Below are 23,036 nucleotides of genomic sequence, written 5' to 3'. Positions count from 1 at the left end.
GGTGTTCGTGTGTGCTTCTATTCCGCCGGCGCTGTAGATACAGATGGAGCATCCGTCGCCGTTTCGGCCTGATGATCGGCCACCAATGAATTCGGCTTTCGCCTTCCGAAAAGCTTGCCGATCTGTTTGCCAAGCTTGCTGAAGACCCGCTCAAGCGCGCCCAAGGGTTGGCCGCCCGGGACATAGGCAGTGCGGTGAAACATGAACAGGATGATCGCGGCGAAGATGACGAATGGCCCCCACAAGGCGATGATCGGGTCAATCCGGCCAAGCGCGGCGATGTCTTCGCCGTACTGGTTTATCTTATGATAGGAAACGACCATGATGATCGACACAAACACGCCCAAGGCGCTGGTCGATCGCTTGGGAGGTATGGCAAGCGACACCGCGAGAAGCGGCATGAGCCACATCATCACGATCTCTACCGTTCGGTAATTGAAAGCGGCCTGTGTCGCATCGCGCTCTTGTTCGCTGGCTGTCTCATCTGCCCAGCCAATGCGTAACAACTCCGGCAATATATACTCGCGGCTTCCCTCGCCGCGTGCCCTGAATTCCTCGATTGCCGGGAGGTCAATCGGCAAATCATGGCGGCTAAAGGAAAGAACGCGCGGGCTTGCGCTGCCTGTGTCTTGGACAATTGTCCCTTCGGTGAGGCGCAGGATGATCGTGTCGGGATCATCGGTGGTCGCCATAAAGCTGCCTTCGCGTGCGCTGATCGAGAGAACCTGATCGTCTGAATTGGCTACGCGTGCAAAAATCCCGATCAGACGCTGGCCTTCATCCTCGCTTTGCTCAATCCGCAGCGCCATACGATCTGCAAGGGTGGTGAATTCGCCGACCTTGATCGAGGCACCCAATGCGCCCGAGCGCAAGTCGTATTCCATCTGCTCGTAATAGTAGCGGCTGAGGGGCTGGATGTAGAAAACCAGCGCGATATTGACCGCAACAAGAACCCCGGTGATCACATAAGGCACGCGCAAAAGCCGGAAATAGGACAGCCCCACGCCGCGCATGGTGTCGAGCTCGGAAGATGTTGCAAGTTTGCGGAAAGCAAACAGTGTTCCGAGCAACAGCCCCAGGGGGATCGCAAGGCTCGCATATTCCGGGATCAGCGCGCCCAGCATTTTGAAGACCACGCCAATTGGTCCACCTTCGACCGCGACAAAGTCGAAGAGGCGCAGCATTTTCTCAAGCAAAAGGAGCGAAGCCGCGAGCGCAAACACTCCCAGCATAGGCACAATCACCAGCCGGAAGATATAACGGTCAATACTGGGAATGAAGTTCAACACATCCTGTCCCGTGGCTCAGCTTTGCTTTTGAAGATGCTGGCCTGTGCCCCTAGCGGCAAATCGTCCGCGCGTCAGGCTTTTTCGTCAGGCCTTGTTTTACGCCTTTTCCAATGTGCATTGCAGGGGGTGTTGATTCTGGCGGGCGAAGTCCATCACCTGATTGACCTTGGTTTCGGCCACTTCGTAAGTGAAAATGCCGCAAACGCCCACGCCTTTCTGGTGCACATGCAGCATGACGCGGGTCGCCTGCTCCAGATCCATCCCGAAAAACCGTTTTAGCACCATGACCACAAATTCCATCGGAGTGTAGTCGTCATTGAGAAGCAAAACCTTATACTGGCTCGGCTTCTTGGGCTTGGTGCGGGTCTTGGTCGCAATGCCGATTTCGGTATCGCTGCCGTCATCGCCGCCATCATTCCGGTCCCCGTCATCCGGTGTGTCATTGCTACTGACAGCCACGCGCGCGAAGTCGCCGCTTGGAAAGGCGCAAACCAGAGCGCGTTCATCAATGAGGGATGGGTCGAGGAATTGCATGCAGCATCCATTATGGGAAACGATTGCGGCTGTGCAAGTCATGAGCGCAAGATGGGTTCAATTTCGATCAGCCTGAACCCCTGGCTCCGGTGCAGATGCGGTCTGCACAAACAATTAGGGCCAGAACGACCGAAAGGGGGGTGGTCGTTCTGGCCCATGCGCAAATTTGCGCGCTTTCGTAAGCCGGGTGAGAGAGAGAGAGGGGAGAGAGGCCCGGCCTAGAAACTGTGTTGCTAAGAGTGAAGCTTAGGCAGCTTTCTGAGCGCGTTCGGTTGCAACGCTGACGCGGTTCGAAATCGGCGCGAAAGCATCGTTATAAAGCTTGACCAGCGCTTCGGTGCGCTTGGAGCCGAAAGCCACCGCTGCATCGAAGTTGCGACGGGTGATCTCGCCTTGCAGTTCGAACAGGTCGGTTGGCGACTTGACCGAAGCAACTTTCTTGGCGTCTGCCGTGACGGTTTCGATCACGGCTTTGCCGGTTTCGACGTCTGATTTGACGATCTCTTGGGCACCAGCGAAGAAGATTTTGCCGCTTTCGACAACTGCTTCAACGTTTGCCTTGTTGAATTCGCCAGCTTCCGAAGCAAGCTCGCTTGCCTTGCCGTAGGCGCCTTTGACGCGGGTTTGTGCGTCGGCAGCAAGTTCTTTGGCTTTCGACGTGAGGTCTGCGGTGAAGTCGTTTTTCTCTGCGGTTGCCATGATGGTATCCTTCAGTTTTGAAACAGGGTTGGTGCTAGCTGCGGTTTTCGCAGCTGCCTTTGCAGGGGTTTTCTTTGCGACCTGCTTTTTGGCAGGCGCTTTTTTGACTGCGGTCTTCTTGGCGGCAATTTTCTTGGCCGCTGGTTTTGCCGCGGTCTTGCGAGCCGCCGGTGCCTTCTTCTTGGCAGGGACTGCGACAGCTTTCTTGACGGCTTTGGCGCTCACCTCTGCTTTAGGGGCGTCGGCCTCAACAGCTTCGGCGACCTTTGCAGCGCTTGCGGTTTTCTTCGCAGCCGCTTCTTCAAAAGCCTTTTCAGCCGCTGCATCGATCTTAGATGTGTTCTTGGCGTCAGCCATGTCACGCTCCTATTGTGTTGCAGTGCACAAAATAGGCATCGCAGTTGCGAAGTCAAGAGTTTTTTGTGCAGTGCACAATAAGGCGCAGAAAGCGGAAAATATCTCGGTAAAACAGACGTTTGAGCGGTGTGAGTTTGACGGGAGACGTGTGGCGACGCGAGATTATCGCGTTTTTACATAGCTGCCTGGCGCATCTTCCAGCACCTTATCACCGCGCCCACCGGGTTTACGCTTGCCCGTGGCAGGGACTTTTTCCGAAGACTGTTTTCGCAGCCAGCCGAGCCAATGTGGCCACCAGCTCCCCGAATGTTCTTGCGAACCTTCGATAAACGCCGCGAGAGTGTCGGCGTCTTTGTCGCCAAGCCAATATTGATACTTGCCAGCATCCGGGTGGTTCACCACACCTGCGATATGGCCGGAACCTGCGAGAATAAACTCAAGCGGCCCCGAAAAATGGTCGGTGATCCGCCACACACTTTCGGCAGGCGCGATATGGTCCTCGCGGCCTGCCTGCACATATGTGGGAGTATTCACTTTCGTGAGATCGATCGGTGTTCCATCGGCCTCAAGCGCGCCGGGCACCACGAGTTTGTTGTCGCGGTAAAGATCCCGCAGATAGTCGTTGTGCCATTTCGCTGGCAGATTGGTAACGTCGCCGTTCCAGTGCAGAAGGTCAAAGGCGGGGTAATCCTCGCCCATCAGGTAATTGTTGACCACGTAATTCCAGATCAGATCCTTGCCGCGAAGCGCGTTGAACGTCGCTGCAAGGTACCGCCCATCGAGATAACCATCGGGCGAAAGCTGGTCGATCATGGCAAGCTGTGTATCGCCGATGAAATGTTTCAGTTCTCCGCCGCGTTCAAAATCGACTTGCGCGGTAAAGAATGTCGCTGACCTCACCTTATCGGCCTCGCCACGCTCTGCCAGAATGGCGAGAGTTGCCGCCAGCGTCGTGCCAGCGACACAATAACCGATCGCGTGAACGTCTTTGGCTTTCAGCCGGTCGCGCACGGTATCGATCGCGCCCATTTGTGCGCGGATGTAATCGTCCCACACCACATCCTGCATGGTTTCGTCGGCTGATTTCCAGCTGACCACGAAGACCGTGATCCCTTGATCGACCGCCCATTTGATGAAGCTTTTCTTGGCAGTGAGATCGAGGATGTAGAACCGGTTGATCCATGGCGGGAAGATAACCAGCGGTGTTTCGAACACCTCATCGGTGGAGGGCGCATATTGAATGAGCTGATAAAGTTCTGTTTGCGCCACAACCTTGCCCGGTGTCGCAGCCAGATTTTCGCCCAGCGTAAAGGCATCCGGGTCGGTATGGGTAAGCTGACCGCGCTCCAGATCTGCAATCAGATGGCGCATTCCGCGAACAAGGTTCTGACCCTTGGTTTCAGCGGTACGTTTGAGAACCACCGGGTTGGTCGCAAGGAAATTGCCCGGGCTCATCGCATCGGCCAATGCGCTCACCGCAAACTTGAGCTGCTGCTTTTCTGTTTTATCGAGGCCATCCATGTTGGACGCAGCGTTTCGAAAATATTCCGCGAGCATCAGATAAGTCTGGTGAATGAGAACGAAGGCGGGATTTTCGTTCCATGCAGGGTCGGCGAACCTGCGATCAGTGCGCGTTTTTGCGGTCGGCAATATTGCAGCCCCGGCCACATCGCCTGTTTTCGCCGCATTTTTCGCAAGATCGGTCGACTTGGCCATCATCTGCGAGGCCACGCCTTGCCACATCTTCATCGTCGATGAGGCAAGCTTTGCTCCGTTCGCCATCATGTCTTGAGGAAGCGATTTCGCCATGCTCTGCGACACCAGAAGCCATTGCACCGGATCAAGCAAGCCTTTGCCGGAATTCACATCAGCTGCGGTCTTGGCGGCCTGCGCGCTCAAGAAGGTGATCCACATCTGTTGAATCTCGGCGCTGGCTTTTGCCCATTCGCCAAGGTCGCCCATTTCCATATCGCCAAGGTCGATGTTCGACATATCCATACCGGGCAGTTTCATATCGGCAAACGGAGGTAGCGGTGCGCCTGTTGCTGAGGGCATCATTGGTCCTGCACCGGTGCCCTTGGCTGCATTTTCAAGGAAGGAGCGCATTGCCTCACCTTGCATGTCCAGAAAGGAGCTCAATGGTCCCATGCCCTCAAACGCGAAGCCTGATCCTGCTCCGTTCTTTTTGTCATCAGCCATAACCACAAATCCCATCCTGCCTTTGGCCATTGTATTGCCCGGGAACAAGTTTTGCCAGCCTGATACTGCTATCTTGTGGCGACCGGGCAAAACAGGCGTATAAAGGGCGATAGGTCGTTTGAGCTATATACGACCATTAAATGTGCAACGATGATTTGAAACCCCGCGACACGATTGCGGGCTGCAGGGACTGATGGACGAACAATTTTACAGAATGAAGCGGCTCCCGCCTTACGTGATCGCAGAAGTCAATTCGATGCGTCACGCCGCACGCCAAGAAGGTCAGGATATCATCGACCTTGGCATGGGCAATCCCGATCAGCCTCCGCCGCAACACGTCATCGACAAACTTTGCGAAGTGGCCGCGAAGCCTGATGCGCACGGTTATTCGCAATCCAAGGGAATTCCCGGTCTTCGCCGTGCACAAGCCAATTATTACGAGCGGCGGTTCGGGGTCGATCTTGATCCCGAGACAGAAGTGGTCGTGACCATGGGCTCGAAAGAAGGGCTGGGCAGCCTTGCGACCGCGATCACCGCTCCTGGTGACGTGGTGCTCGCGCCCAACCCGTCTTATCCGATTCACACCTTCGGCTTTATTATCGCAGGCGCCACGATCCGCGCAGTGCCAACGACGCCGGACGAAGAATATTGGCGCTCTCTCGAAAGCGCGATGAACTTTACCGTTCCGCGGCCCAGCGTTCTTGTGGTGAGTTATCCGTCCAATCCCACCTCAGAGGTTGTCGACCTTGCCTTCTATGAGAGGCTGGTGGACTGGGCGCGCGATAACAGGGTGTGGGTCTTATCCGATCTTGCCTATTCCGAACTCTATTACGACGGCAAACCAACCCCTTCGATCATGCAGGTGCCTGGCGCCAAAGATGTAGCGGTTGAATTTACCAGCATGAGCAAGACCTATTCGATGGCCGGCTGGCGGATGGGATTTGCGGTCGGCAACAAACAGCTGATCGCTGCGCTTACACGGGTGAAGTCCTATCTCGATTATGGTGCCTTTACGCCCATTCAAGCTGCGGCCTGCGCCGCTTTGAACGGGCCACAAGACATTGTTGAATCGAACCGCCAGCTGTATCAGAAGCGGCGCGATGTCATGGTCGAAGCGTTCGGCCGGGCGGGTTGGGACATCCCTGCGCCTCCTGCATCTATGTTCGCCTGGGCTCCTTTGCCCCCGGCATTGCAGGAAATGGGAAGCCTGGAATTTTCGAAGCAATTGCTGACCGAGGCCCAAGTCGCTGTCGCCCCTGGTGTGGGGTATGGCGAAAAAGGTGAAGGATTTGTGAGAATTGCAATGGTCGAGAACGAGCAAAGATTGAGACAGGCGGCCCGTAATATAAAACGATATTTCACATCAATGGGCCTTAATTCTACGGCAGTATAACATTGATGAAAGATTTAAGGCCGCTATTTGTCATTTGGTGCAGGAGATTGGACAAAAAGGTTGCTTGGAATATAGATTCACGCACGGCCCGGCCTAGGAGATTGCAATGACTTGGGACGCAATGCGCCCACTAACTCAGCGTCAACGAGCCGTGATGGAGCGGATAGACCGCCGTGCGCCGATCAAGGTTATTGCTAACGATCTGGGTGTGTCTGAAACGCGCATCAATCAACACATTCGCGCACTCAAGAACATTTATGAGGCCGAGAGCCTTGCTGATCTGGTCGAGGCCTATCGCGAGGACAAAGGCGCAGTTCAGGGCTCAGACGAGAGTCAGATTGACGATTGGGAGGGTATCTCAGCCTCTGCAAGCCCCTTTGAGCCGGAGGCCTTAAGCGAATCTGTATATAGTAAAAATCAGGTCCCCATCACCGCGTTGATCAGCGATCCACCGGCTCAGGATGACCCGGGCCAACTCGTGATACGCGATGTTTCGTCCATGGTTGAAGAGGCGCCTTGGCTGCGCCCCGGCGAACCAACGGTTGTCCCCCGGGTGCTCGATGGCGAACACGCTGTCTGGCTGCGCCTCGTGGCGATTGTTGGGATAGCGTTTGGCTTTCTGGCTGCTTTGGTTTTGACCGTTACAGCCGCCGTGACAATCAGCGAGGCGTTGGAAGGACGCGCTGTCATCCCGGCTAGTGAAGAAGGCTTCTCCTGACGAGCGAGGCGAAGCACGGAGACCTACTATGACGGACCGCATGCTCGCTGACGCACATAACCTCAAGAAATTGGTTCGCGAGGCTGAAGCTCTTGCTGATGAATCGATGATTGCCTTTGCCCGCCTGCGCCAAGCCATGCTTGCTGCAAGGCAGAACCCCCATGTCAATGTCGATACGGGACAACGCGCCCTGATGCGCCTGGGCCAAGCGGAAGCGCAGGCGATGAGTATGTCGACCAACCTTCTGCGGGTTCACGACGAACTCAGCAAAGTGGCACGCACCACGCTTGGACCGGATGCCGGCGTCCCGACTGAGATTCTCGAGGCTGACGAGGGACCAGCCGACGCGCTGCCAAAGCTTCGCGAAACCGCTTAGTAGGTTGCCGAAATGATCGAACTGCTTCTTTCTGATTCTCGAGCGATGGCGCAGGATATTCTTGCCTGGGTCATTTGCATCGCCGCACTTGTGTGGGGCGGGGGACCAGAAAGAGCAGTTGCGCTTGTGTGGCTGATCTTCTTTGAGTTGGTGCCCGGCGGGTATGCGCTTGCAGCAGACGGTGGTTTCACGCTGGAAGGTGTCGCGCCCCTCTATGCCACCATCGATTTTGTAGCCGTTGTGTGCTGGGTCGGCATCGCGCTTTACGCCAATCGCAACTACACCTTGTGGATTGCGGCGATGCAGCTTCTGGCAATTACGGCCCATCTGGCGCGCGGCCTTGTCGAGTCAATCTCATCGGTTGCCTATGTCACCATGGTCTCTGTTCCGGGGTGGTTTCAATTGCTGCTGCTGGCGGTTGGGCTGTTCAGGCACATCTATCGCAAGCGACGGCATGGCGAATATCGCGATTGGCGGCTTAGCAGCCCGCCAAGCTCAATCTCTGTCAAGTCACAGACGATGATGCCCAATGGACTGGGCTTGCAAAAAGCCCCTCACCCCACTTGGCGCGATGATTTGAAATGATCGAGCGGGTCATAACCTCACGTTTCAATAGAAGTCCGGTGCGGGCAGGGCTTGCGAGTGCGAGCAGGTCGTTCATCAGGACGGCAGGCGACAGCGATACTATCGATTTGCTAAGGGCGATGGTCATCAAATTGCCGTTCGAAGCAGAGCGCTGCCATGTTCTTTTCGTGAACGAAGGGCGCTCATACCTTGGCGATGCGTCAATCGGATCAGGGGGAGCACGGTGTCTGTCTTTGCGGATGAGAGACATCTTTTCCAAGGCTCTCTCACTTCGCGCACATGGCATTGTGATCGCTCACAATCACCCTTCCGGCCAGTGCCGGCCGAGCCGATCGGACATCGTCTCGACACGGCGTTTAGAGCAGGTGGCAACGGCGCTCGATATCGAGCTTCTTGACCATCTTATTTTTACTCAAGGTGCAGTCTATTCAATGCGTGCAGGGGCAATACATGAATACGAAAGTCGCCAACCGGTTCTTTCCCGATAACGGGACCATGATCCCAAGGTTTCGCCATGCAGGAGAGGTCACTCTTGACCTGTTTCACCGCGATGGCCGCGTAGATGACCGATGGTTGGCCTTCCACCCCCGGGAGTTCGAGGTGCTCTGGCGGCTTGCGGAGGAAGCCGGCCAGCGAGTGACCAAACGACAGCTCCTGTTTGATGTTTGGCGCATCGACTACGAACCGGAAACGAACAGCGTGGCGGTTCATATCGCGCGCATCCGCAACAAGCTGGAACCGCTTGGCCTTTCCGGGCTCGTGGCAACGCATCCTGACGGCGGATATTACGTCAATGCAGCCCCTACTGAGATTGCGCTTTCCGCGGGTAAGGGACCCGACACTTAGACGCCGGTTTTCTTTTATCGGGTAAAGGTTGTCTCTCGCAACTGATCGCTGGACACGCTTGCGCGCTTGCTCCAAACCACCGGGCGAAACGACACATGTTTACGGAGAGACGAGAATGTCAGACGCCCAAACCCTTTCAGCCAATGAGCGTGTGGTGATCGAGCTTGCGGACGATGGCATAGCCCATGTCCGCTTTGTGCGCGCAGAAAAGATGAATGCGCTCGATCCGGATATGTTCGATGCCATGATCGAAGCGGCGCAAACTTTAAGCACCACGAAAGGCGTCCGCGTAGTCGTGCTGTCGGGTGAGGGGCGTGCCTTTTGCGCAGGCATCGACTTGAGCAATTTCACTAATTCATCCGGTGACACCAGCCGCACGCTTGAAACACGCACCCACGGCAACACAAACACATTTCAGGAGGTCGCATATCAATGGCGTCGCCTTGGTGTGCCTGTGATCGCTGCGGTGCACGGCGTGTGCTTTGGCGGCGGCCTTCAGATTGCGAGTGGCGCAGACATCCGCATCGTCCATCCAGAGACCCGGATGGCGGTTATGGAAATGAAATGGGGCCTTGTGCCCGATATGGCGGGATACGCCCTTTGGCGTGGCCTCGTGCGCGATGACGTCCTGCGTGAGCTTGTTTACACCAATCGCGAGTTTTCAGGCGCAGAGGCGCAATCTCTTGGCTTTGCGACTTACGTAGAGGAAGAGCCGCTTGCCCGCGCGATGGAAATCGCCGCGGTGATCGCTGGAAAGAACCCGGATGCGATCCGTGCATCCAAACGCCTTCACGCGGCAATGCACGAACACACTGCCGACGAGATCCTGATGCTGGAAAGCGTCGAACAGGATAAAATCAGCCGTAGCAAAAACCAGATCGAGGCGGTCATGTCCTCGATGCAAAAGCGCCCGGGCGTGTTTGACGACGTTGAGGTCGCCTAGCAGCGGGTCACCCGAAAACAGCGACAGATTGAAGGCCGTCGAGCACCTGGCGGCCTTCAGCATCGTACATGCGCAGGCGTTCTGACGAGTAGCCTTTATCGAGATGTTGACTGGCGTTTTCCGCCAGATACCAACCGCCAGGCGATTGGGTCTGAGGGTCGAGCACGTTGAAAGACCAGTTGATCGAACTGATCTGGCCAAGGCGCTCCATTGCACGCATGGCGCCCGGCGGCATCACGTCGCCCATGAGCACAAGCTTGCTAACAGGATCGAGGTTGTGATCCTCGGTCAGCCTCGCCCAGCGCCGGACGGTCGCCCCGTTGTCTTCGTCCTTGGCCTGGCCATAGCGCAGTTCGAAATTGTTCTGGATGAAGGACGGACCTTTGCCCGCCATTGCGGTGGGATTGTCCTCTGGCAGGCCCGGCCAATTTTCCGGCGAGCTTGCCTCGCGTGTGCCATTGGGTTCGCGTTCCTCGGCAAAAAGCCACAATGCAGTGAGGGCAAGGCCTTTTTCTCCGTGAATTTCGCTTCGAACCTGCGTCACATTGCGCCCTTGCCGCAGGATTTCGGCTGTCAGCGTGACGTCTTCGCCCACCGGGGCGACAAAGCCGATTTGCGCAGCCCTCAGCGGAGGCAAATCGGGAAACGCGCGATTCGCCATGGTAAAGGCCACAAGTGCCGAGGCGCCGCCGTAAAGCGTTCGTCCCTGCATCCATTCTTGGGCATTGGTGAGGCGGACGGGGCCGGGCTTGCCGGTGATGGGATCAAGAAGGCTTGCAATAGTCATGGGATCTTCTTTGCCCTGTGGCTCACGTCTGGTCCAGATTGACGTAAGGTCAAGCAAGAGCCGCTTATCACTGCGCCGGTCCATCCCGACGCATCCGATATCGCGATTGATTGCGGTCAAGGTGATACAGTGGATTGCCATTAGCGCAGCGAATCGCTAGTGCCCCGCTTCCGCCTGTTTTTAGGCGGCTCGGCCCGATGGCGGAGTGGTGACGCAGCGGATTGCAAATCCGTGTACGCCGGTTCGATTCCGGCTCGGGCCTCCACCCTCTCTTTGATGAGAGACTATGCCGCTTTAGCTCAGTTGGTAGAGCACATCATTCGTAATGATGGGGTCAGAGGTTCGAATCCTCTAAGCGGCACCACTGTTTTCAACTCAGTTTTCTTCGGCTTTAAGGCGAAAGCGCCTTGGGCTTTGGGCTGTGCCTTTGCCTTGACAATGGTGCTTTGGCGCCACGAGTGATTGGGGCTTGCCTGGGTGCTGCTTGGGTGGGCTTTCGTGCTAACCCTGAACTATATGGCACTTCCGCTATTGGGGTGGGAAGCGGACATACATCCTCAGAAATAGCCTGATCACTTCTGGCGACGAGTTGAAATAGCGGAACGGACTCACTGACTTCTTGGGTTTGGGCATCTCCCTGCCCTATCCAAATTGCCTGAAACTTCAATCGAGCGCATTTGCTCTGACAGTGCAGTTTGATCGTACTCACAGGTCAAACACCTACAGCTCTCCCAAATCGAGAAGCGCTGTAAATCTGCGCCGCCAGCCGTTGCGAGCGATATTGCTAAGGTCAATCCAAGCAAGCTGAGACCCTCACCCATACCGAACTGAACTATACGCGGGTGAAGCTACACCGTCAGCCAGTTCTACATCTGGGAATTACTGAGTAAATGCGAGCGCAGTTTTAGTATCTCGAAAATAGATTGCACCTCTACCTATTGCAGTATGCAATTCTATACGTTGCCAAGTTTGGTCCCGCTGATATGCTGAGCGCATGGATCACTTGGATAAATCTATGCTCGTAACTAGCCTACTTCTCGCCGTAGGGGGGATTTTTTTGGGGTCTATATACCTGACTAGCCATAGCGTCGGGAGTGCAAGTGGCTAGCAGGTGGGGTTGTAAATCCGCCATATGTGGGTAGGCAGCGGGGTAGATGGAGGGCTGCTATGCCCGCACCGTATACTGCGAGCCAGATTGCAAAGTGGCTTCTTGGAGCGATTGACCGAGATTCCGGTGACTCAATCACGCACCTGAAGCTGCAAAAATTGATTTATTACGCGCAGGCATGGTCTCTCGCGCTACCTGAGCGTGCGCGCGCCCTTTTTGATGAAGACCTGCAAGCTTGGGCGCATGGGCCTGTGGCTGAGTCTGTCTTTCACGAGTACAAGGAGGCGGGATGGGCCGCATTGGGCGCGCCCGACGAGGTGCCTGAACTTGCGGAGGAAGATGAAGATCACCTCCGCGAGATTTTAGCGGTGTTTGGTGAGTTTTCGGCAAAGCACCTAGAGCGGATGACGCATAGCGAAGACCCTTGGATTCAGGCGCGAGGTGACCTGCCTGCTGAGGCCCGCTCAAATGCGGTCATAAATAAAGACCACATGGCAGCTTATTATCGCGCCCTCTATGATCAGGTAGAGGATGGCGAAGGCTAACAAGAAGCTTAGGAAGGTAGCAGCACAACAAGGAGGGAGGACGTCGGAAGCGTCTGACCTGAATTTGCGCGAAGCTACACTGCTTGGGGTCAAGCACGAGCGTAGGGACGGTGAGCGCCCTTACGTGAATCTCAAATACTACAGCCCCGATCACCAATGTCTGTCAGATTGGACCAAGGCCAAGCTACAGGCGTTTAGCGCATTCTGTAGGCAACTAACCCAGATGAACTGGTCTCAGATATACGCAACTGGGGGCAAAGCAGGAAACAAGGTAGGGCTTGGCTACACAGTTCACACGAACCACGATGTATTGCCGAAACATCCTGAGCTGGAGACCTTTAGCCCAGACCTAACTTGGTTCGAGCTGAGGGTAGATGGCGAAAGCAGAGTTCACGGCTTCCGAGTCAAAGACGCATTCTTTCTGGTCTACCTTGATCAGAACCACGATGTGTATCCAGTCTAGTCTATAATCCGGTTCATTTCGTCGAACAGGTAGGGTGCCACAGACACAGTCTTTTGACGTCGAGCGACCCGCTTGAAGTGATCAATATCATCGCACATTTCCATCACGCCCTCGACCTTGCCAATCTGGCGTGTCAGGATGGTGCGGCCCTCGTCAGTTAGCCACTGGTGGAAACGTGCCTTACGCTTGCCCTCATCCGTGATATTAAGCTCATTAAGCTTCGCTTTGACGTAGCCGTGCTCAATCGGGTCATAGATGTATTTGTTGATGAACTTCCCATAGTATTGTGGACGCGAACGCGGAGTAGTCGGCGCGTTATCGTAAAGTCTATCCAGCTCGGCGAAAAAAGAATCAGGGAAGGTGTGTATCCACTTTTGCAGGCCTTCCGCGATGTATTTTTCAAGCAAGAGGCGTAGCGCATCGTGGCCGCGATCACGCTGGTAGCCAGTCGCCTCATCCACAAGCGCAACGATACCGACCTTTGCGAGGCTGCGAACGAGTAAGTCGGCTTGCTTTGCAACGTGCATTTGAGACTGAACGAGTGCGCCTGCATCTCTAGCTTCGAGATATACTTCGCAGACTTGCGGGAGAAGTTCAGCGCGATAACCAAACGCCTTTTGACCGTTAGGCATTGTAAACTCGATTTGACTAGACGTCACATACAAGTCTCTAGGAATAAACTCTTTTAGGTTCTTGGCGGTGAGGAAGGCTGGCAAGTTGACGTCAGCATCGTAGAAGCCTCGTCCCTTCGCCTGTCTCGCACGTCCGAGGGCGCGCATCATGTCACTTTGAGTTAGAAGTCTTGTGCCATCCTCTAGCACCGCACAACCAATCTCTGCATCACCAAGAGAAAGTGCGCCAGCGTATCGAGCGGATGGCAGTTTGCCCTTTTCGCTTGAAGGTACACGCGGCGTCATTGCCTTGGCGACGTCATCAAAATCAGCATCAATCGGTTTGATGATCTTCTTATCATCAGCCATTCGTGAGTTCCTTATAGGTGAGACGCTTACCCGCCATACGTGTGGCAGTCATGTCGATGAATTGCAGGGTATCAACCCGAGCAGTGTTGTGACGGAATGAAAATTCGCTGACGTAGCGGTGGAGGTGCTTAGGTGACATATAGTGATACACGCCATAGTAGCCTCGTTTCAGCAATGCCCAGAAGCTTTCAATGCCGTTTGTGTGCAAGCAGTAGTGCCGGACGTACTCACCAATCGAGTGATTGACGGTGTGATGCACATAGCCACGCTCATTGAGGCCCTGATAGGCTGAGAACTGATCGGTAACCACGCTAGAGCCTTCTGGCACATTGGCGCTAATATAGCCTTGTAGCGTCTCTGAGCGGGTGTCTGCGATAGGAGTAGCACGTACTTCGCCATGTTGGTCGCGAATGCCCATAACGGCGACCTTGCCAACGGCACCACGGCCAGCGCGAAGCTTCTTGTTCGCGTGTTTGTTCTTCTCTTTGCCGCCAATGAAGGTTTCATCAGCTTGGGCTTCATTGCCCATATCCCCAGAGTTTGAACCGCCAAGCCAAGTTTCGCGGATGCGCTGAGCGAGAAACCATGCAGACTTTTGAGTGATGCCGAGTTCACGCGCCATTTGAGTAGAAGGGATGCCCTTACGCGCCGTAGTCATCATGTAGATCGCCATGAGCCATTTGTGCAGCGGTAGGCGGCTCTCAGCGAGTACGGTGCCAGTGCGAACGCTAAAGTGCTTGCGGCAATCGCGGCACCGATAGGGCATTGGCTTGTGATCTTTGCACTCGTGGGCGTTGATGCTGCCACAGTGAGGGCAAACAGGTTCATCGCCCCAGCGGTTGTTCTCGAAATACTTGCGGGCGGCTTCCTCATTCGGAAAGCGCTCGAAAAATTGGTAGAGGCTGATAGTCTCTGGTTTGTCTTGTTTGCTGCTCATGCAACCTAACTAGCCAAATGCGGCTAGAAGGTCAAGCTAAATATGGCTAGCTAAGTATATAAGCCCCTTAATTTTTGCTGGGTCACCAGCAAGCAAGGAATTTATATATCAGAAACAACCAGCGAACATGATCCGTTCGCAACTAAACAATCAAGCCTTGCCTTCTTTCAGCGCCGGGAAAAGCTCCGCTTCGACTGCGGGCCAAACACAGGTAAACCTGACCAGGCTCGCGTTCTTATTACCGCCTGTCTTCACAAGAATATAAGGCAGGGGAGAAGAATTGTGGGCATTTTAGCTAAGCTCGGTTTCACTCGGCAGCATGTCGGGAAAACGCTGCATAAACACTGTGGCTTAAACCCTGCTCTTCACGACTGGTGGACCGATGAAAACGGAGACTATCACGTTCATCCAAATACTGCCTTGGAAGCTGCCGCGAAGATAAAGGTCTAATACTCACTTGGGGGCCGTTAGCCTATCGGCTGGCGGTCTCCATTCAGACGCAGGATGATAATTGCGGTTCCTGTTCAATACTCAAAGTCGGCTTAAGCGGACCAAAGCTTCATTAGCTGCCCTTCCGCTATCGACCCAATTGCAGACCTTCGCGCAGAGATCCGATTTTACCCCCAAGTCGGTTATTCCGGCAATCACTTTGAAGGCCCAAAAGTGGACGCTGATACGCAAGCAAGTTGGCGCGCGAGCCTAAGGGTGCCCGCGCAACTAAAGACTCAAGAACCCGGTTCGTCGTCAGCCGAGGGAAGTCTCGCAACGTATTTCTTGAAGCTGGACTTTGCGCGGATGAGTTTGAAGTCCGGGTCTTTCATGAGCGCATCGGGTCCCGTATCTGGAAGCAGCGCGATCGAGTGGCTGTATCTCAAATGTTTTAGGGCTGACGAAACCTTGTCTTCGAGACCGTAGGTGCAAGCGATGTTGAATTCGATGCGAGCCCGGGTTTCGGGAGCACCCGGAAAGTTGAGGCCTTTGTCGAATAGGTCGAGCAACGCATGATATGCCTTCCTCGCTTCTTCCTGCTTTCCGAGATGCGAAAGCGCATCGCCCTTGTTTATCATCAGTTTGACGCGGATGCCCCTAGCGTCGGCATCTGGTAACAAATTTAGAAGGCCCAAGCCGTCATGAGTCACTCTTAGGCTTTTATCGTATTCCTTGAGCTTGTTGTAGGTCAGCACCAGGTTGTTGTGCACTTTGGCAAGCTGGAAGCGGACGTCCTGATCCTCTGACCCGGCAAAGAGCTTGCACGCCTGCTCGAACACCTCGCACGCCTCGTCATGGTGACCAAGATGATGAAGCGCCGTGCCTTGGTAGAAATAACCCGCGGCGCGAATGCGTTCGTCCCGGTCATGGCTCATCATCACGCGGGCCAGTTCGCGGACGCTTTCATGACGCTTTTCAGCAAGGCGTGTGGTCTGAAGCGTAAGAAAATCGGAATAGGAAAGGTCTCGCGCATCCTTCCCTCCGATATCTGCTGAAAGCATCGAAAGTTTGAACTTTTCATCTGGTGAAAGTTTGTGTTGCGCTGCAACCAACTCCATCATCCGATCGAGGAAATCATCGCGTCGACCACTCTGCGACACCTCGCTGATCCTTTCGACAGCTTCGGATAATTCCTTAGAGATATCCTCTCGAAGTGCGCTTTTGAGTTGTTGCAAATCTCGCCGCATTCGCATCAATTCCGACGAAGCTTCGGCAACGGCAGCCTCCTTGGTTCGCAGAGCGAAGAAGATAACGATCACCGTCATCAGTGCCCCAAAAAGCGCCACTGCGATCGCCAAATTGGTGAGAGCTATTTCGCTTACTGTCTGGGTTTGCTCTTGCCGCAAAGTTGAGCGTAGGAGCTCTAGCATGATGTCGTCTGGTATACCTGCTGCCCCATTCGGAACAGGCGATGTTGCTTCAGTAGCCTGCGACTTCGGAGGCGGGTTTTCCTGCGCAATCAGAGGTTGCGAGTGAACGAGAACGACGAGGCAAACTGAAATGCTGCAAATGGCGGCGACCCAGAGGACTGGCGCATAGAACGCACACCAGCTTCGAATAGTATCACGCTCCATAGATTCGCCCCCCAAACTGACCGTCATATTTCTTCTAAGGCAAGAAATTCAACAGATCGATCGGTAATTTGCAAGCCGAATGTGCCGCGTTCAGAACTGCCTGCACGCTTGCGGTTTCCATGTCCTCGCCACTACCGCTCAACTACATTTATCAGCCATTGGTCACGCGTGCGGAGAACGTAGCCAATGCACAGGCGACGAAATCGTTATCGATCTAGGTTGGGTAGGGAGCAGAAAGTCCGCTCGTCAGCTCCGACTAGCCAAGAGCTGACCCTCTGCTTGCGGCCCCAACGCCAGAAACCCTAGTGATCCGATCGAATGTCCGCTCCTACCCCCGGTTTCGGTCATCGAGCAGCAGCTCAACAAAGCCCAAAAACCGGTCAGGCAACTATCTAGGAATTTCGCACAAAACCGGACTGACGGCTAACGGTTCAATTGTGGGCGAGCGCAGTGATCCACTCCATACTTTGAGATTGAAATCGAACCAACAATCACGCTATTTCCATTACTGTTTATTGTAGAGGCGATCTTTGGCTTTCTCTTTTGATCCAGATGCATTGCTTGCAGCATTGCCTCGACGTGAAGTGCGTCCTTTTCCCTCTGATGTCTCGTTTCGTTCAACTGGTAGGCGGGCAGTGCCCGGCGGATCGGTTCTAAATCAAGATGGATCATATAACGGCTTTACCCATCGTGAGCGGTATAGGATTGCTGATCTTTCGAGCTGGCTGGCGAAGGTGGGCAGCACCGAACGGCCGACCACATGCGATATCTGTAAGGCACCTGCTGATGATGAGCATGCTGAGGATTATTATGATTTAACCAAATGGATCGGGATGTGTCGCCGTTGCCATAGATCAGCCCTGCATGGGCGGTTCAAACGCCAGGCGAATTGGTTCAGCCTATTGGATGAATACGAAGTAGCCGATGGTCATTGGGCGCGTCTTGTGAGCCTAGAGCCATTTGATATGGCAACCTTGCTTAGAGCGCGGGGCTCATGTGAACCAATCAAAGCCGACTATGCTCCCAAGCTGTAATGTGGGTCACAAAGCTGTATCGCCAGCAAGCCTGTGTTTGCCAACTCCAGGAACTCTTTGAATCAAGTGGAATACAGGCTCTGGGCAATGCCTTCCTTGCGGCACAGCTCGGCAATGCTGTCATCGCCGCGCAGACCCTCAAGCACGATCCTGATCTTGTCCTCGGCTGAGAAGTGCCGACGCGTCAGACGGCGGATGTCATTTACTACCAGTTCAGCACTCGCATTGGGTTTTGAGGATTTGGGTCTCACCGTCGTTCCTTCGTCACTGAGACGAGGCTCAAATCCTCCTTAAATCACAACCTCAATTTTGAACCATAGGTGCTGACAGGGAATACTTAATTGAAATTATGAATATAAAAAATTTTAAGGTTGACGATTTGTAAAACTTTGCAGAAGCTTGGAGATGAATTATTCAATTCGCAAATTTTTGCTAGCATTTTCACTGTGTTGGAAGGCGAAATTTTGAATTAGAACAATGCATACTTTGGGGGAAATATGAAAAAGCTCGGTGTCTTAATTTCTTTACCGCTTCTTGCCTCTTGTGCGAACATGAATTTGGGTGAAGTCGAGATGCGTCGCGCAGCGCCACCTCCAAGTTTATCTGCAGATGAAAATCCAGCTGAAGCTGGCTGTCGGGGTGACTGGGATCCTTCCGCAAATGCAAGTGCAAGTGAATGCAATCTGTTATTGGAGGCTAAACTACTCAGGCAAAACCCGGGTTATGGGCGTCCAATATTAGATGGGGATGTGTACTCTATACGTCTTGATCATGCGATGATTGCCGATCTTTCTGAAATAAAGCTGTCCCTACCATTAATATCACGCGGGCAGATTCCATTTAGAGCTGTTGGTGAAATTGTCATATTGGCAAACGTGTTTGAGTTTTCCGATACTTCAGCAGGAGCGCCAGCATTTGCGGACGCAATGGACGTTTCGACTGCGAAAGTGATATATTTTAGCGAGGATGTCGAAGAAGAGCAGGACTTGAATTTCAACAACATTGTTCTGCAAGCCCCGGAAGTATACGGAGGCAACCCTGTTGGTGTACAATTGATTGTCCTTGAACTCGATCGTACGAGTGGGCCCGCTACAGCGCTGTTGGAAACACTGGCGCGATTGGGCGAGGCGTCAAACGCTGTTCCTAACTTCGGGGCGGACAATACACTTCTGCAATTGGGTGCAACTCTACTTAGCAACTCTCACGATGATACCATTTTCGAGTACCGCTTCGTGCTCGATCCGGGAACCGCCAATGTAGATGGAGAAGCGACGCCATTCGAGGAAGGGCGCTACGTGCTTGGGCGCAATGAGAGACGACGTACGGAATTCCGCTGGGAAGATCTGCGCCTCGACCATAACACCGGAAAGTTGTATGAATGGATAGGGGGGCAACCTCAGGCATTCATCGGTGAAACCTACATGACACTTAGTGTGGTCAAGCACCCGCCGGGTACGACAGCCTCGTATTACGCGATGCGGGATTTCAGTACCTTCCAACAAGAATTGGAAACTGCGCTAGATGCGCGTGATGCTCCACTGTCGGAAGTAACTGGCAGGGTGGAAGGCATAATCAGAAGAACGCAATCGGGTGCGCTCGGGGCGAGCCTGGCTCGCGATTGGGAGGCTGTGGTCACTCGTGCCAGGCTTGCAGTCAGTATTCCTGAAAGTTCGCCTGATCCAACCAAATGCTCAATTCTCCCAACTACAATCGAAAGCAGAGAGGTTACGCAATTTCAGGCATTCCAACGAGCGATGCAATTCGTCAGTGACTTTGCCGAAGCAAGGGGGCAGAAAATTCAGATTGAAGGAGAAACATCTGATTTGTTTGAGGTAAGGCGGCAAAGTGATACGATGACTTTACTCGGAAGCTATTTCGCCCCATTCAGTTCATCGACAGTTCCGATCATTCCTAGGGAAACATTGCTTACGTCCGAAGAGTTCATGACAAAGTTCGAGGATAAATCTGATGAATTTGCGGCAAATGTGCTTTCGGAGGCGGAGCGAGAATTCACTGCATCAAGCGGTTCTCCTGTGACTTGCGATCAGTTGATTGAGAGGGGGTTGGCTGCACCCGTGACTTAATTAACTTGGTTCAGTCTTGGCACACCCCTTTCTGTGCTCGACAAACGGAGTGATTGTTCGGGGCGAGGATGAAGTCAAGACGCAAGAAATTCACGAGAGACAGGACCGTCAAAGACGTCGTGGAGCAACCAAAGCAGCCTCCAGTCTGGGTCTGGATGGGGTCGCGTTGTGAAGCCGGACTGAAGCAAAGCGCTTTCAATAGGAGGCGAACATCAAATAACGTGCACGCACTTTGGGTCGTGTGTGGGTCCGGGCAAAAATTATCGATCGGCGGGCATCTAATCCCATGACAAATAAGGTTTTCCTGAAACCTTTCCAATGAATTCGTAATGATGGGGTCAGGGTTCGAATCCTCTAAGCGGCACCATAGCTTTCCGCTTCGGGGCGGTATCCTGCATTCTGATGAGCGTTTCTGCTCAGTGGGCGGATGGGTTGCTTTTGGGAGCGGCTTGGGTCCTATTGTGAGCCGGAAGCCGAAGGTCCGCTAACGATCTATTTGCCGGCCTTGAAGGTCAGGGCAGCGATGCAGCCCGATATCGGGCGCTAGCGTGCTTTCCCTGAAGCAAGCGCCGTCAAAAACTGAACTCGGGTAAAGCGGCCAGCGCATCGCGTAATGCGTCACTCCAGCCCTTTGACACTTCGCAGAAGTAAGGGTCCTCGCGTTCGAAACGGCGTTCCTCTGTGACGCGGCATTCATTCGTAGCGTGGATCTGTAGATCGAGTGGCATATCGACACCGGCGTTGGAGAGAATTGTCGAGGAGAACGAGACGCATAAGAGCTTTACTGCGTCTTCAAAGCTCATCTCTGAATCCAGGGCTCGCTCTAGAATTGGACGGCCATATTTGATTTCACCGGACTGGAAGAACGGATTATCGTCGCCTGCTTCGATGAAATTGCCTTCTGGATAGATCAAGAACAAGCGCGGCGCAGAGCCAGCAATCTGCCCGCCCAGGATCAAAGTGGCGGCGAATGGCGATGCTGCGGTTGGGCCCGCCTCCTCATACTGTGTGACCACATCGCGCAATGTATTGCCGACAATCCTTGCGACCTGAAACATTGAGGGCGCGGCCAAAATCGAGGGATTGCGGTCTCCGGGTGCTTTGGAGCGTTCATCGAGCAAGCTTACCACCGCTTGAGTTGTGGCAAGATTGCCAGCCGAAAGTAGCGTAATTACCCGTTCACCAGGGGCTTCCCAGCTATGCATCTTCTTGGTTTGCGAGATGTCATCGACGCCAGCATTTGTGCGCGTGTCAGACATGAAAACAAGACCTTTGCTCAGGCGCAGACCCACACAATATGTCATAAGAATTTTACCCCGAGAAGATCATGCAGGATCACGACCACCGCTTACTGCTGAACCTGCAACTGTACCGCCAGATGTTCTGTGTTGTTACCAAACCGCATACCTGACATGGGCGATGCATCCTTGTAATCCAGACCGGTTGCAACGCGGATATAGCGATCATCCGGGGAATAACCATTGGACACGTCAAATCCTACCCAGCCAATTCCATCAAGATGCGCCTCTGCCCATGCGTGGGTCGCGTCCTGCTCTTCGCGGTCATTCATCATCAGATAGCCGGAGACGTAGCGGGCCGGGAAACCGAGCAGCCGCATGGCACTGATGAAGATATGCGCGTGGTCCTGACAAACGCCGCCAGCGAAAATCATCGCTTCCTCCGCGCTGGTATCTGCCTGAGTGACCCCGATCGTATATGGTACATGGCGAACAATCAGCGCGGACAGCGCATGGGCGAGCGCGATGTCGCTCTCATGGTCATCGCCTAATTCCGCGACCAGTTCTTCGATCTTTGTGCCGGGGGTGGTGAGCGGCGTGGGCCGTAAAAAGGTCCAAAGCGCCATGAAGCCCTTATGCTTCCCGACAACGCCGCTTGTCTCGGTAATCTCGACAGTACCCGCGCATCGCACGACCAGTTTTTCAACGCCGGGCTCTATGCTGACGAGATCGACGTGATTGGCATGATGGTCCGAAAAGCTAAGCTCTTTTGTGCCACCTTCGATTGTGATGTCCCAATCGACGATATGCTGTCCAGCTCGCTCCTTGGGTGTCAGGCGAAGCTGTTGAAGCCCATAGGCCACGGGCATATCGTAGTTATAAGTCGTGGTATGGTTTACGCTCAGCCGCTTCATTATTCGGAGAACCTGTAATCGGTTTGTATTTGCGTGGAGAGGGCAGTGTTATCGGCAAGAAATTTCTCGATAAACTCATGCAAGCCTTCTTCGAATATCTCGTCGATTGTCGCATTCTTCAATCGCTCGAAAAGTGCATTTGCGACTTCGCACGAAGGATGCTCGACGGCGTATTCTTCCTGAATATTGCCCAGATTTTGTGCAATCTTGCCAGCGCAGAAAGCAAGGCTACGCGGCATTTGGTGATGCAGGATCAAGAACTCGGAAATTTTCGACGAACTGACTTCTGAGCCATTGAGCCAGCGATATGCACGATGGGCAGATACCGAGCGCAGGATCGTTTCCCATTGGAAATTATCAAGCGAGGAACCGATTTTGGCTATCGAGGGAAGCAGCAGGTAATATTTCACATCGAGGATGCGGGCGGTGTTGTCGGCCCGCTCAAGAAAAGTGCCCAACCGCGCAAAGTCGAATACGTCATTGCGCAGCATAGTGCCGTGCGTCGCGCCGCGCACCAACGCGCTCTGCTTGCGAATGACGCTTAGCACATCAGGCAGATCCTGATCTGGAACGGGCGAGGCCAGCAGCTCTTTCAGCGTGATCCAGCTTTCGTTGGTCGCTTCCCAGACTTCCCTCGTCAGTGCCGTTCGGACAAGCCGCGCATTATCCCGCGCCGCTTTCATTATCGAAATTACGCTGGAAGGGTTATCAGTTTCACGCAGCAGGAAATCGATCACCTTATCCGACCGATAGCCCGAGTGGCGCGCATCGTAATCGGCTAGAGATCCCGATGTGGTGAGCACCGATTTCCACTCTGTCGACGAGTTGGCCGATCGGGTCAGTGCAATACGAAATCCGGCGTCGATCAGCCGTGCATTATTCTCGCTGCGTTCAAGATAGCGGAACATCCAGAAGAGACCGCCTGCAGTTTTACCTAGCATCCG

At 54.1% G+C, this 23,036-nt stretch carries 21 protein-coding genes, 2 tRNA genes and 1 pseudogene; 12 read left to right on the top strand and 12 right to left on the bottom strand.

Translation table 11 applies throughout. The features are described 5' to 3' along the window. Positions 1 to 17: 17 nt before the first annotated feature. The 4 genes from MWU38_RS04485 to phaC all read right to left on the bottom strand — a co-directional run bounded on the left by MWU38_RS04485 (position 18) and on the right by phaC (position 5,078). Complete coding sequence (locus MWU38_RS04485) at positions 18 to 1,286, bottom strand: LptF/LptG family permease (RefSeq protein WP_247270623.1); 1,269 nt, start codon at positions 1,284 to 1,286, stop codon at positions 18 to 20. Between the two features lie 99 nt (positions 1,287 to 1,385). Continuing rightward, a complete protein-coding gene (gene clpS, locus MWU38_RS04480; protein ID WP_247270622.1) occupies positions 1,386 to 1,823 on the bottom strand; it encodes an ATP-dependent Clp protease adapter ClpS in 438 nt (145 codons plus the stop codon). Between the two features lie 246 nt (positions 1,824 to 2,069). Next, the gene (locus tag MWU38_RS04475) at positions 2,070 to 2,879 is read right to left on the bottom strand and encodes a phasin family protein (protein ID WP_247270621.1); all 810 of its coding nucleotides are present in this window, start codon (positions 2,877 to 2,879) and stop codon (positions 2,070 to 2,072) included. Between the two features lie 162 nt (positions 2,880 to 3,041). Further along, positions 3,042 to 5,078, bottom strand: a complete 2,037-nt coding sequence (gene phaC / locus MWU38_RS04470) for a class I poly(R)-hydroxyalkanoic acid synthase (protein ID WP_247270620.1) — start codon at positions 5,076 to 5,078, stop codon at positions 3,042 to 3,044. Positions 5,079 to 5,271: 193 nt separating this feature from the next. Between phaC and MWU38_RS04465 the strand changes: the two genes are divergently transcribed. The 7 genes from MWU38_RS04465 (at position 5,272) to MWU38_RS04435 (ending at position 9,939) form a co-directional block, all read left to right on the top strand. Then, a complete protein-coding gene (locus tag MWU38_RS04465) occupies positions 5,272 to 6,471 on the top strand; it encodes an LL-diaminopimelate aminotransferase (RefSeq protein ID WP_247270619.1) in 1,200 nt (399 codons plus the stop codon). A gap of 121 nt (positions 6,472 to 6,592) precedes the next feature. Next, positions 6,593 to 7,189 carry a hypothetical protein gene (locus MWU38_RS04460; RefSeq protein ID WP_247270618.1) on the top strand — a complete coding sequence of 199 codons (597 nt, stop codon included), beginning with the start codon at positions 6,593 to 6,595 and terminating at the stop codon, positions 7,187 to 7,189. A 28-nt stretch (positions 7,190 to 7,217) separates the two neighbouring features. Beyond that, complete coding sequence (locus MWU38_RS04455; protein ID WP_247270617.1) at positions 7,218 to 7,565, top strand: hypothetical protein; 348 nt, start codon at positions 7,218 to 7,220, stop codon at positions 7,563 to 7,565. Between the two features lie 12 nt (positions 7,566 to 7,577). Next, the gene (locus MWU38_RS04450; RefSeq protein ID WP_247270616.1) at positions 7,578 to 8,150 is read left to right on the top strand and encodes a hypothetical protein; all 573 of its coding nucleotides are present in this window, start codon (positions 7,578 to 7,580) and stop codon (positions 8,148 to 8,150) included. Then, entirely contained in the window at positions 8,147 to 8,638 is a 492-nt protein-coding gene (locus tag MWU38_RS04445) for a JAB domain-containing protein (protein ID WP_281494524.1), read from the top strand. Before MWU38_RS04450 ends, MWU38_RS04445 begins: the two co-directional genes overlap by 4 nt. After that, positions 8,601 to 8,996 (top strand): winged helix-turn-helix domain-containing protein, encoded by a 396-nt coding sequence (locus tag MWU38_RS04440; RefSeq protein WP_247270614.1) that lies wholly within the window; start codon positions 8,601 to 8,603, stop codon positions 8,994 to 8,996. Before MWU38_RS04445 ends, MWU38_RS04440 begins: the two co-directional genes overlap by 38 nt. 115 nt (positions 8,997 to 9,111) lie before the next feature. Next, the gene (locus MWU38_RS04435) at positions 9,112 to 9,939 is read left to right on the top strand and encodes a crotonase/enoyl-CoA hydratase family protein (RefSeq protein WP_247270613.1); all 828 of its coding nucleotides are present in this window, start codon (positions 9,112 to 9,114) and stop codon (positions 9,937 to 9,939) included. A gap of 7 nt (positions 9,940 to 9,946) precedes the next feature. On the opposite strand, the gene MWU38_RS04430 is transcribed toward MWU38_RS04435, so the two are convergent. Then, entirely contained in the window at positions 9,947 to 10,846 is a 900-nt protein-coding gene (locus MWU38_RS04430) for a thioesterase family protein (RefSeq protein WP_348646863.1), read from the bottom strand. 71 nt (positions 10,847 to 10,917) lie between these two features. Between MWU38_RS04430 and MWU38_RS04425 the strand changes: the two genes are divergently transcribed. The 3 genes from MWU38_RS04425 to MWU38_RS04415 all read left to right on the top strand — a co-directional run bounded on the left by MWU38_RS04425 (position 10,918) and on the right by MWU38_RS04415 (position 12,379). Then, positions 10,918 to 10,991: transfer RNA gene (locus MWU38_RS04425), tRNA-Cys, on the top strand. 23 nt (positions 10,992 to 11,014) lie between these two features. Beyond that, positions 11,015 to 11,090, top strand: a tRNA-Thr gene (locus MWU38_RS04420). Between the two features lie 803 nt (positions 11,091 to 11,893). Then, positions 11,894 to 12,379, top strand: a complete 486-nt coding sequence (locus MWU38_RS04415) for a type II toxin-antitoxin system antitoxin SocA domain-containing protein (protein ID WP_247270612.1) — start codon at positions 11,894 to 11,896, stop codon at positions 12,377 to 12,379. A gap of 459 nt (positions 12,380 to 12,838) precedes the next feature. Here the strand turns inward: MWU38_RS04415 and MWU38_RS04410 are convergent, their stop codons facing one another. The 3 genes from MWU38_RS04410 to MWU38_RS04400 form a co-directional block, all read right to left on the bottom strand. Further along, entirely contained in the window at positions 12,839 to 13,822 is a 984-nt protein-coding gene (locus tag MWU38_RS04410; protein ID WP_247270611.1) for a P63C domain-containing protein, read from the bottom strand. Continuing rightward, on the bottom strand, positions 13,815 to 14,759 hold the full coding sequence (locus MWU38_RS04405; RefSeq protein ID WP_247270610.1) for an IS1595 family transposase: 945 nt from the start codon (positions 14,757 to 14,759) through the stop codon (positions 13,815 to 13,817). Before MWU38_RS04405 ends, MWU38_RS04410 begins: the two co-directional genes overlap by 8 nt. 725 nt (positions 14,760 to 15,484) lie before the next feature. Further along, complete coding sequence (locus MWU38_RS04400) at positions 15,485 to 16,822, bottom strand: tetratricopeptide repeat protein (protein ID WP_247270609.1); 1,338 nt, start codon at positions 16,820 to 16,822, stop codon at positions 15,485 to 15,487. 530 nt (positions 16,823 to 17,352) lie between these two features. Between MWU38_RS04400 and MWU38_RS04395 the strand changes: the two genes are divergently transcribed. Then, complete coding sequence (locus MWU38_RS04395; protein WP_247270608.1) at positions 17,353 to 17,856, top strand: hypothetical protein; 504 nt, start codon at positions 17,353 to 17,355, stop codon at positions 17,854 to 17,856. A gap of 65 nt (positions 17,857 to 17,921) precedes the next feature. On the opposite strand, the pseudogene MWU38_RS04390 reads toward MWU38_RS04395, so the two are convergent. Continuing rightward, a pseudogene (locus tag MWU38_RS04390) lies at positions 17,922 to 18,107 on the bottom strand (transposase); the annotation flags it as partial. Positions 18,108 to 18,353: 246 nt separating this feature from the next. Here MWU38_RS04390 and MWU38_RS04385 point away from each other — a divergent pair. Beyond that, positions 18,354 to 19,940 (top strand): hypothetical protein, encoded by a 1,587-nt coding sequence (locus MWU38_RS04385; protein ID WP_247270607.1) that lies wholly within the window; start codon positions 18,354 to 18,356, stop codon positions 19,938 to 19,940. 572 nt (positions 19,941 to 20,512) lie between these two features. Here MWU38_RS04385 and MWU38_RS04380 read toward each other — a convergent pair. From MWU38_RS04380 to MWU38_RS04370, 3 genes are read right to left on the bottom strand one after another with little or no spacing between them, the layout of a single operon-like run. Next, positions 20,513 to 21,244 carry a peptidase gene (locus MWU38_RS04380; RefSeq protein WP_247270606.1) on the bottom strand — a complete coding sequence of 244 codons (732 nt, stop codon included), beginning with the start codon at positions 21,242 to 21,244 and terminating at the stop codon, positions 20,513 to 20,515. Positions 21,245 to 21,288: 44 nt separating this feature from the next. Then, on the bottom strand, positions 21,289 to 22,092 hold the full coding sequence (locus MWU38_RS04375) for a transglutaminase family protein (RefSeq protein ID WP_247270605.1): 804 nt from the start codon (positions 22,090 to 22,092) through the stop codon (positions 21,289 to 21,291). After that, positions 22,092 to 23,033, bottom strand: a complete 942-nt coding sequence (locus tag MWU38_RS04370; RefSeq protein ID WP_247270604.1) for an alpha-E domain-containing protein — start codon at positions 23,031 to 23,033, stop codon at positions 22,092 to 22,094. Before MWU38_RS04370 ends, MWU38_RS04375 begins: the two co-directional genes overlap by 1 nt. Between the last annotated feature and the right edge of the window lie 3 nt (positions 23,034 to 23,036).

Origin of the sequence: Qipengyuania sp. S6317L1 (assembly GCF_023015615.1) — a bacterium.
In the GTDB taxonomy this organism is placed as follows: Bacteria; Pseudomonadota; Alphaproteobacteria; order Sphingomonadales; family Sphingomonadaceae; genus Erythrobacter.
The sequence above is the reverse complement of the archived record's forward strand: the minus strand, read 5'-3'. Positions and strand labels throughout refer to the sequence as shown.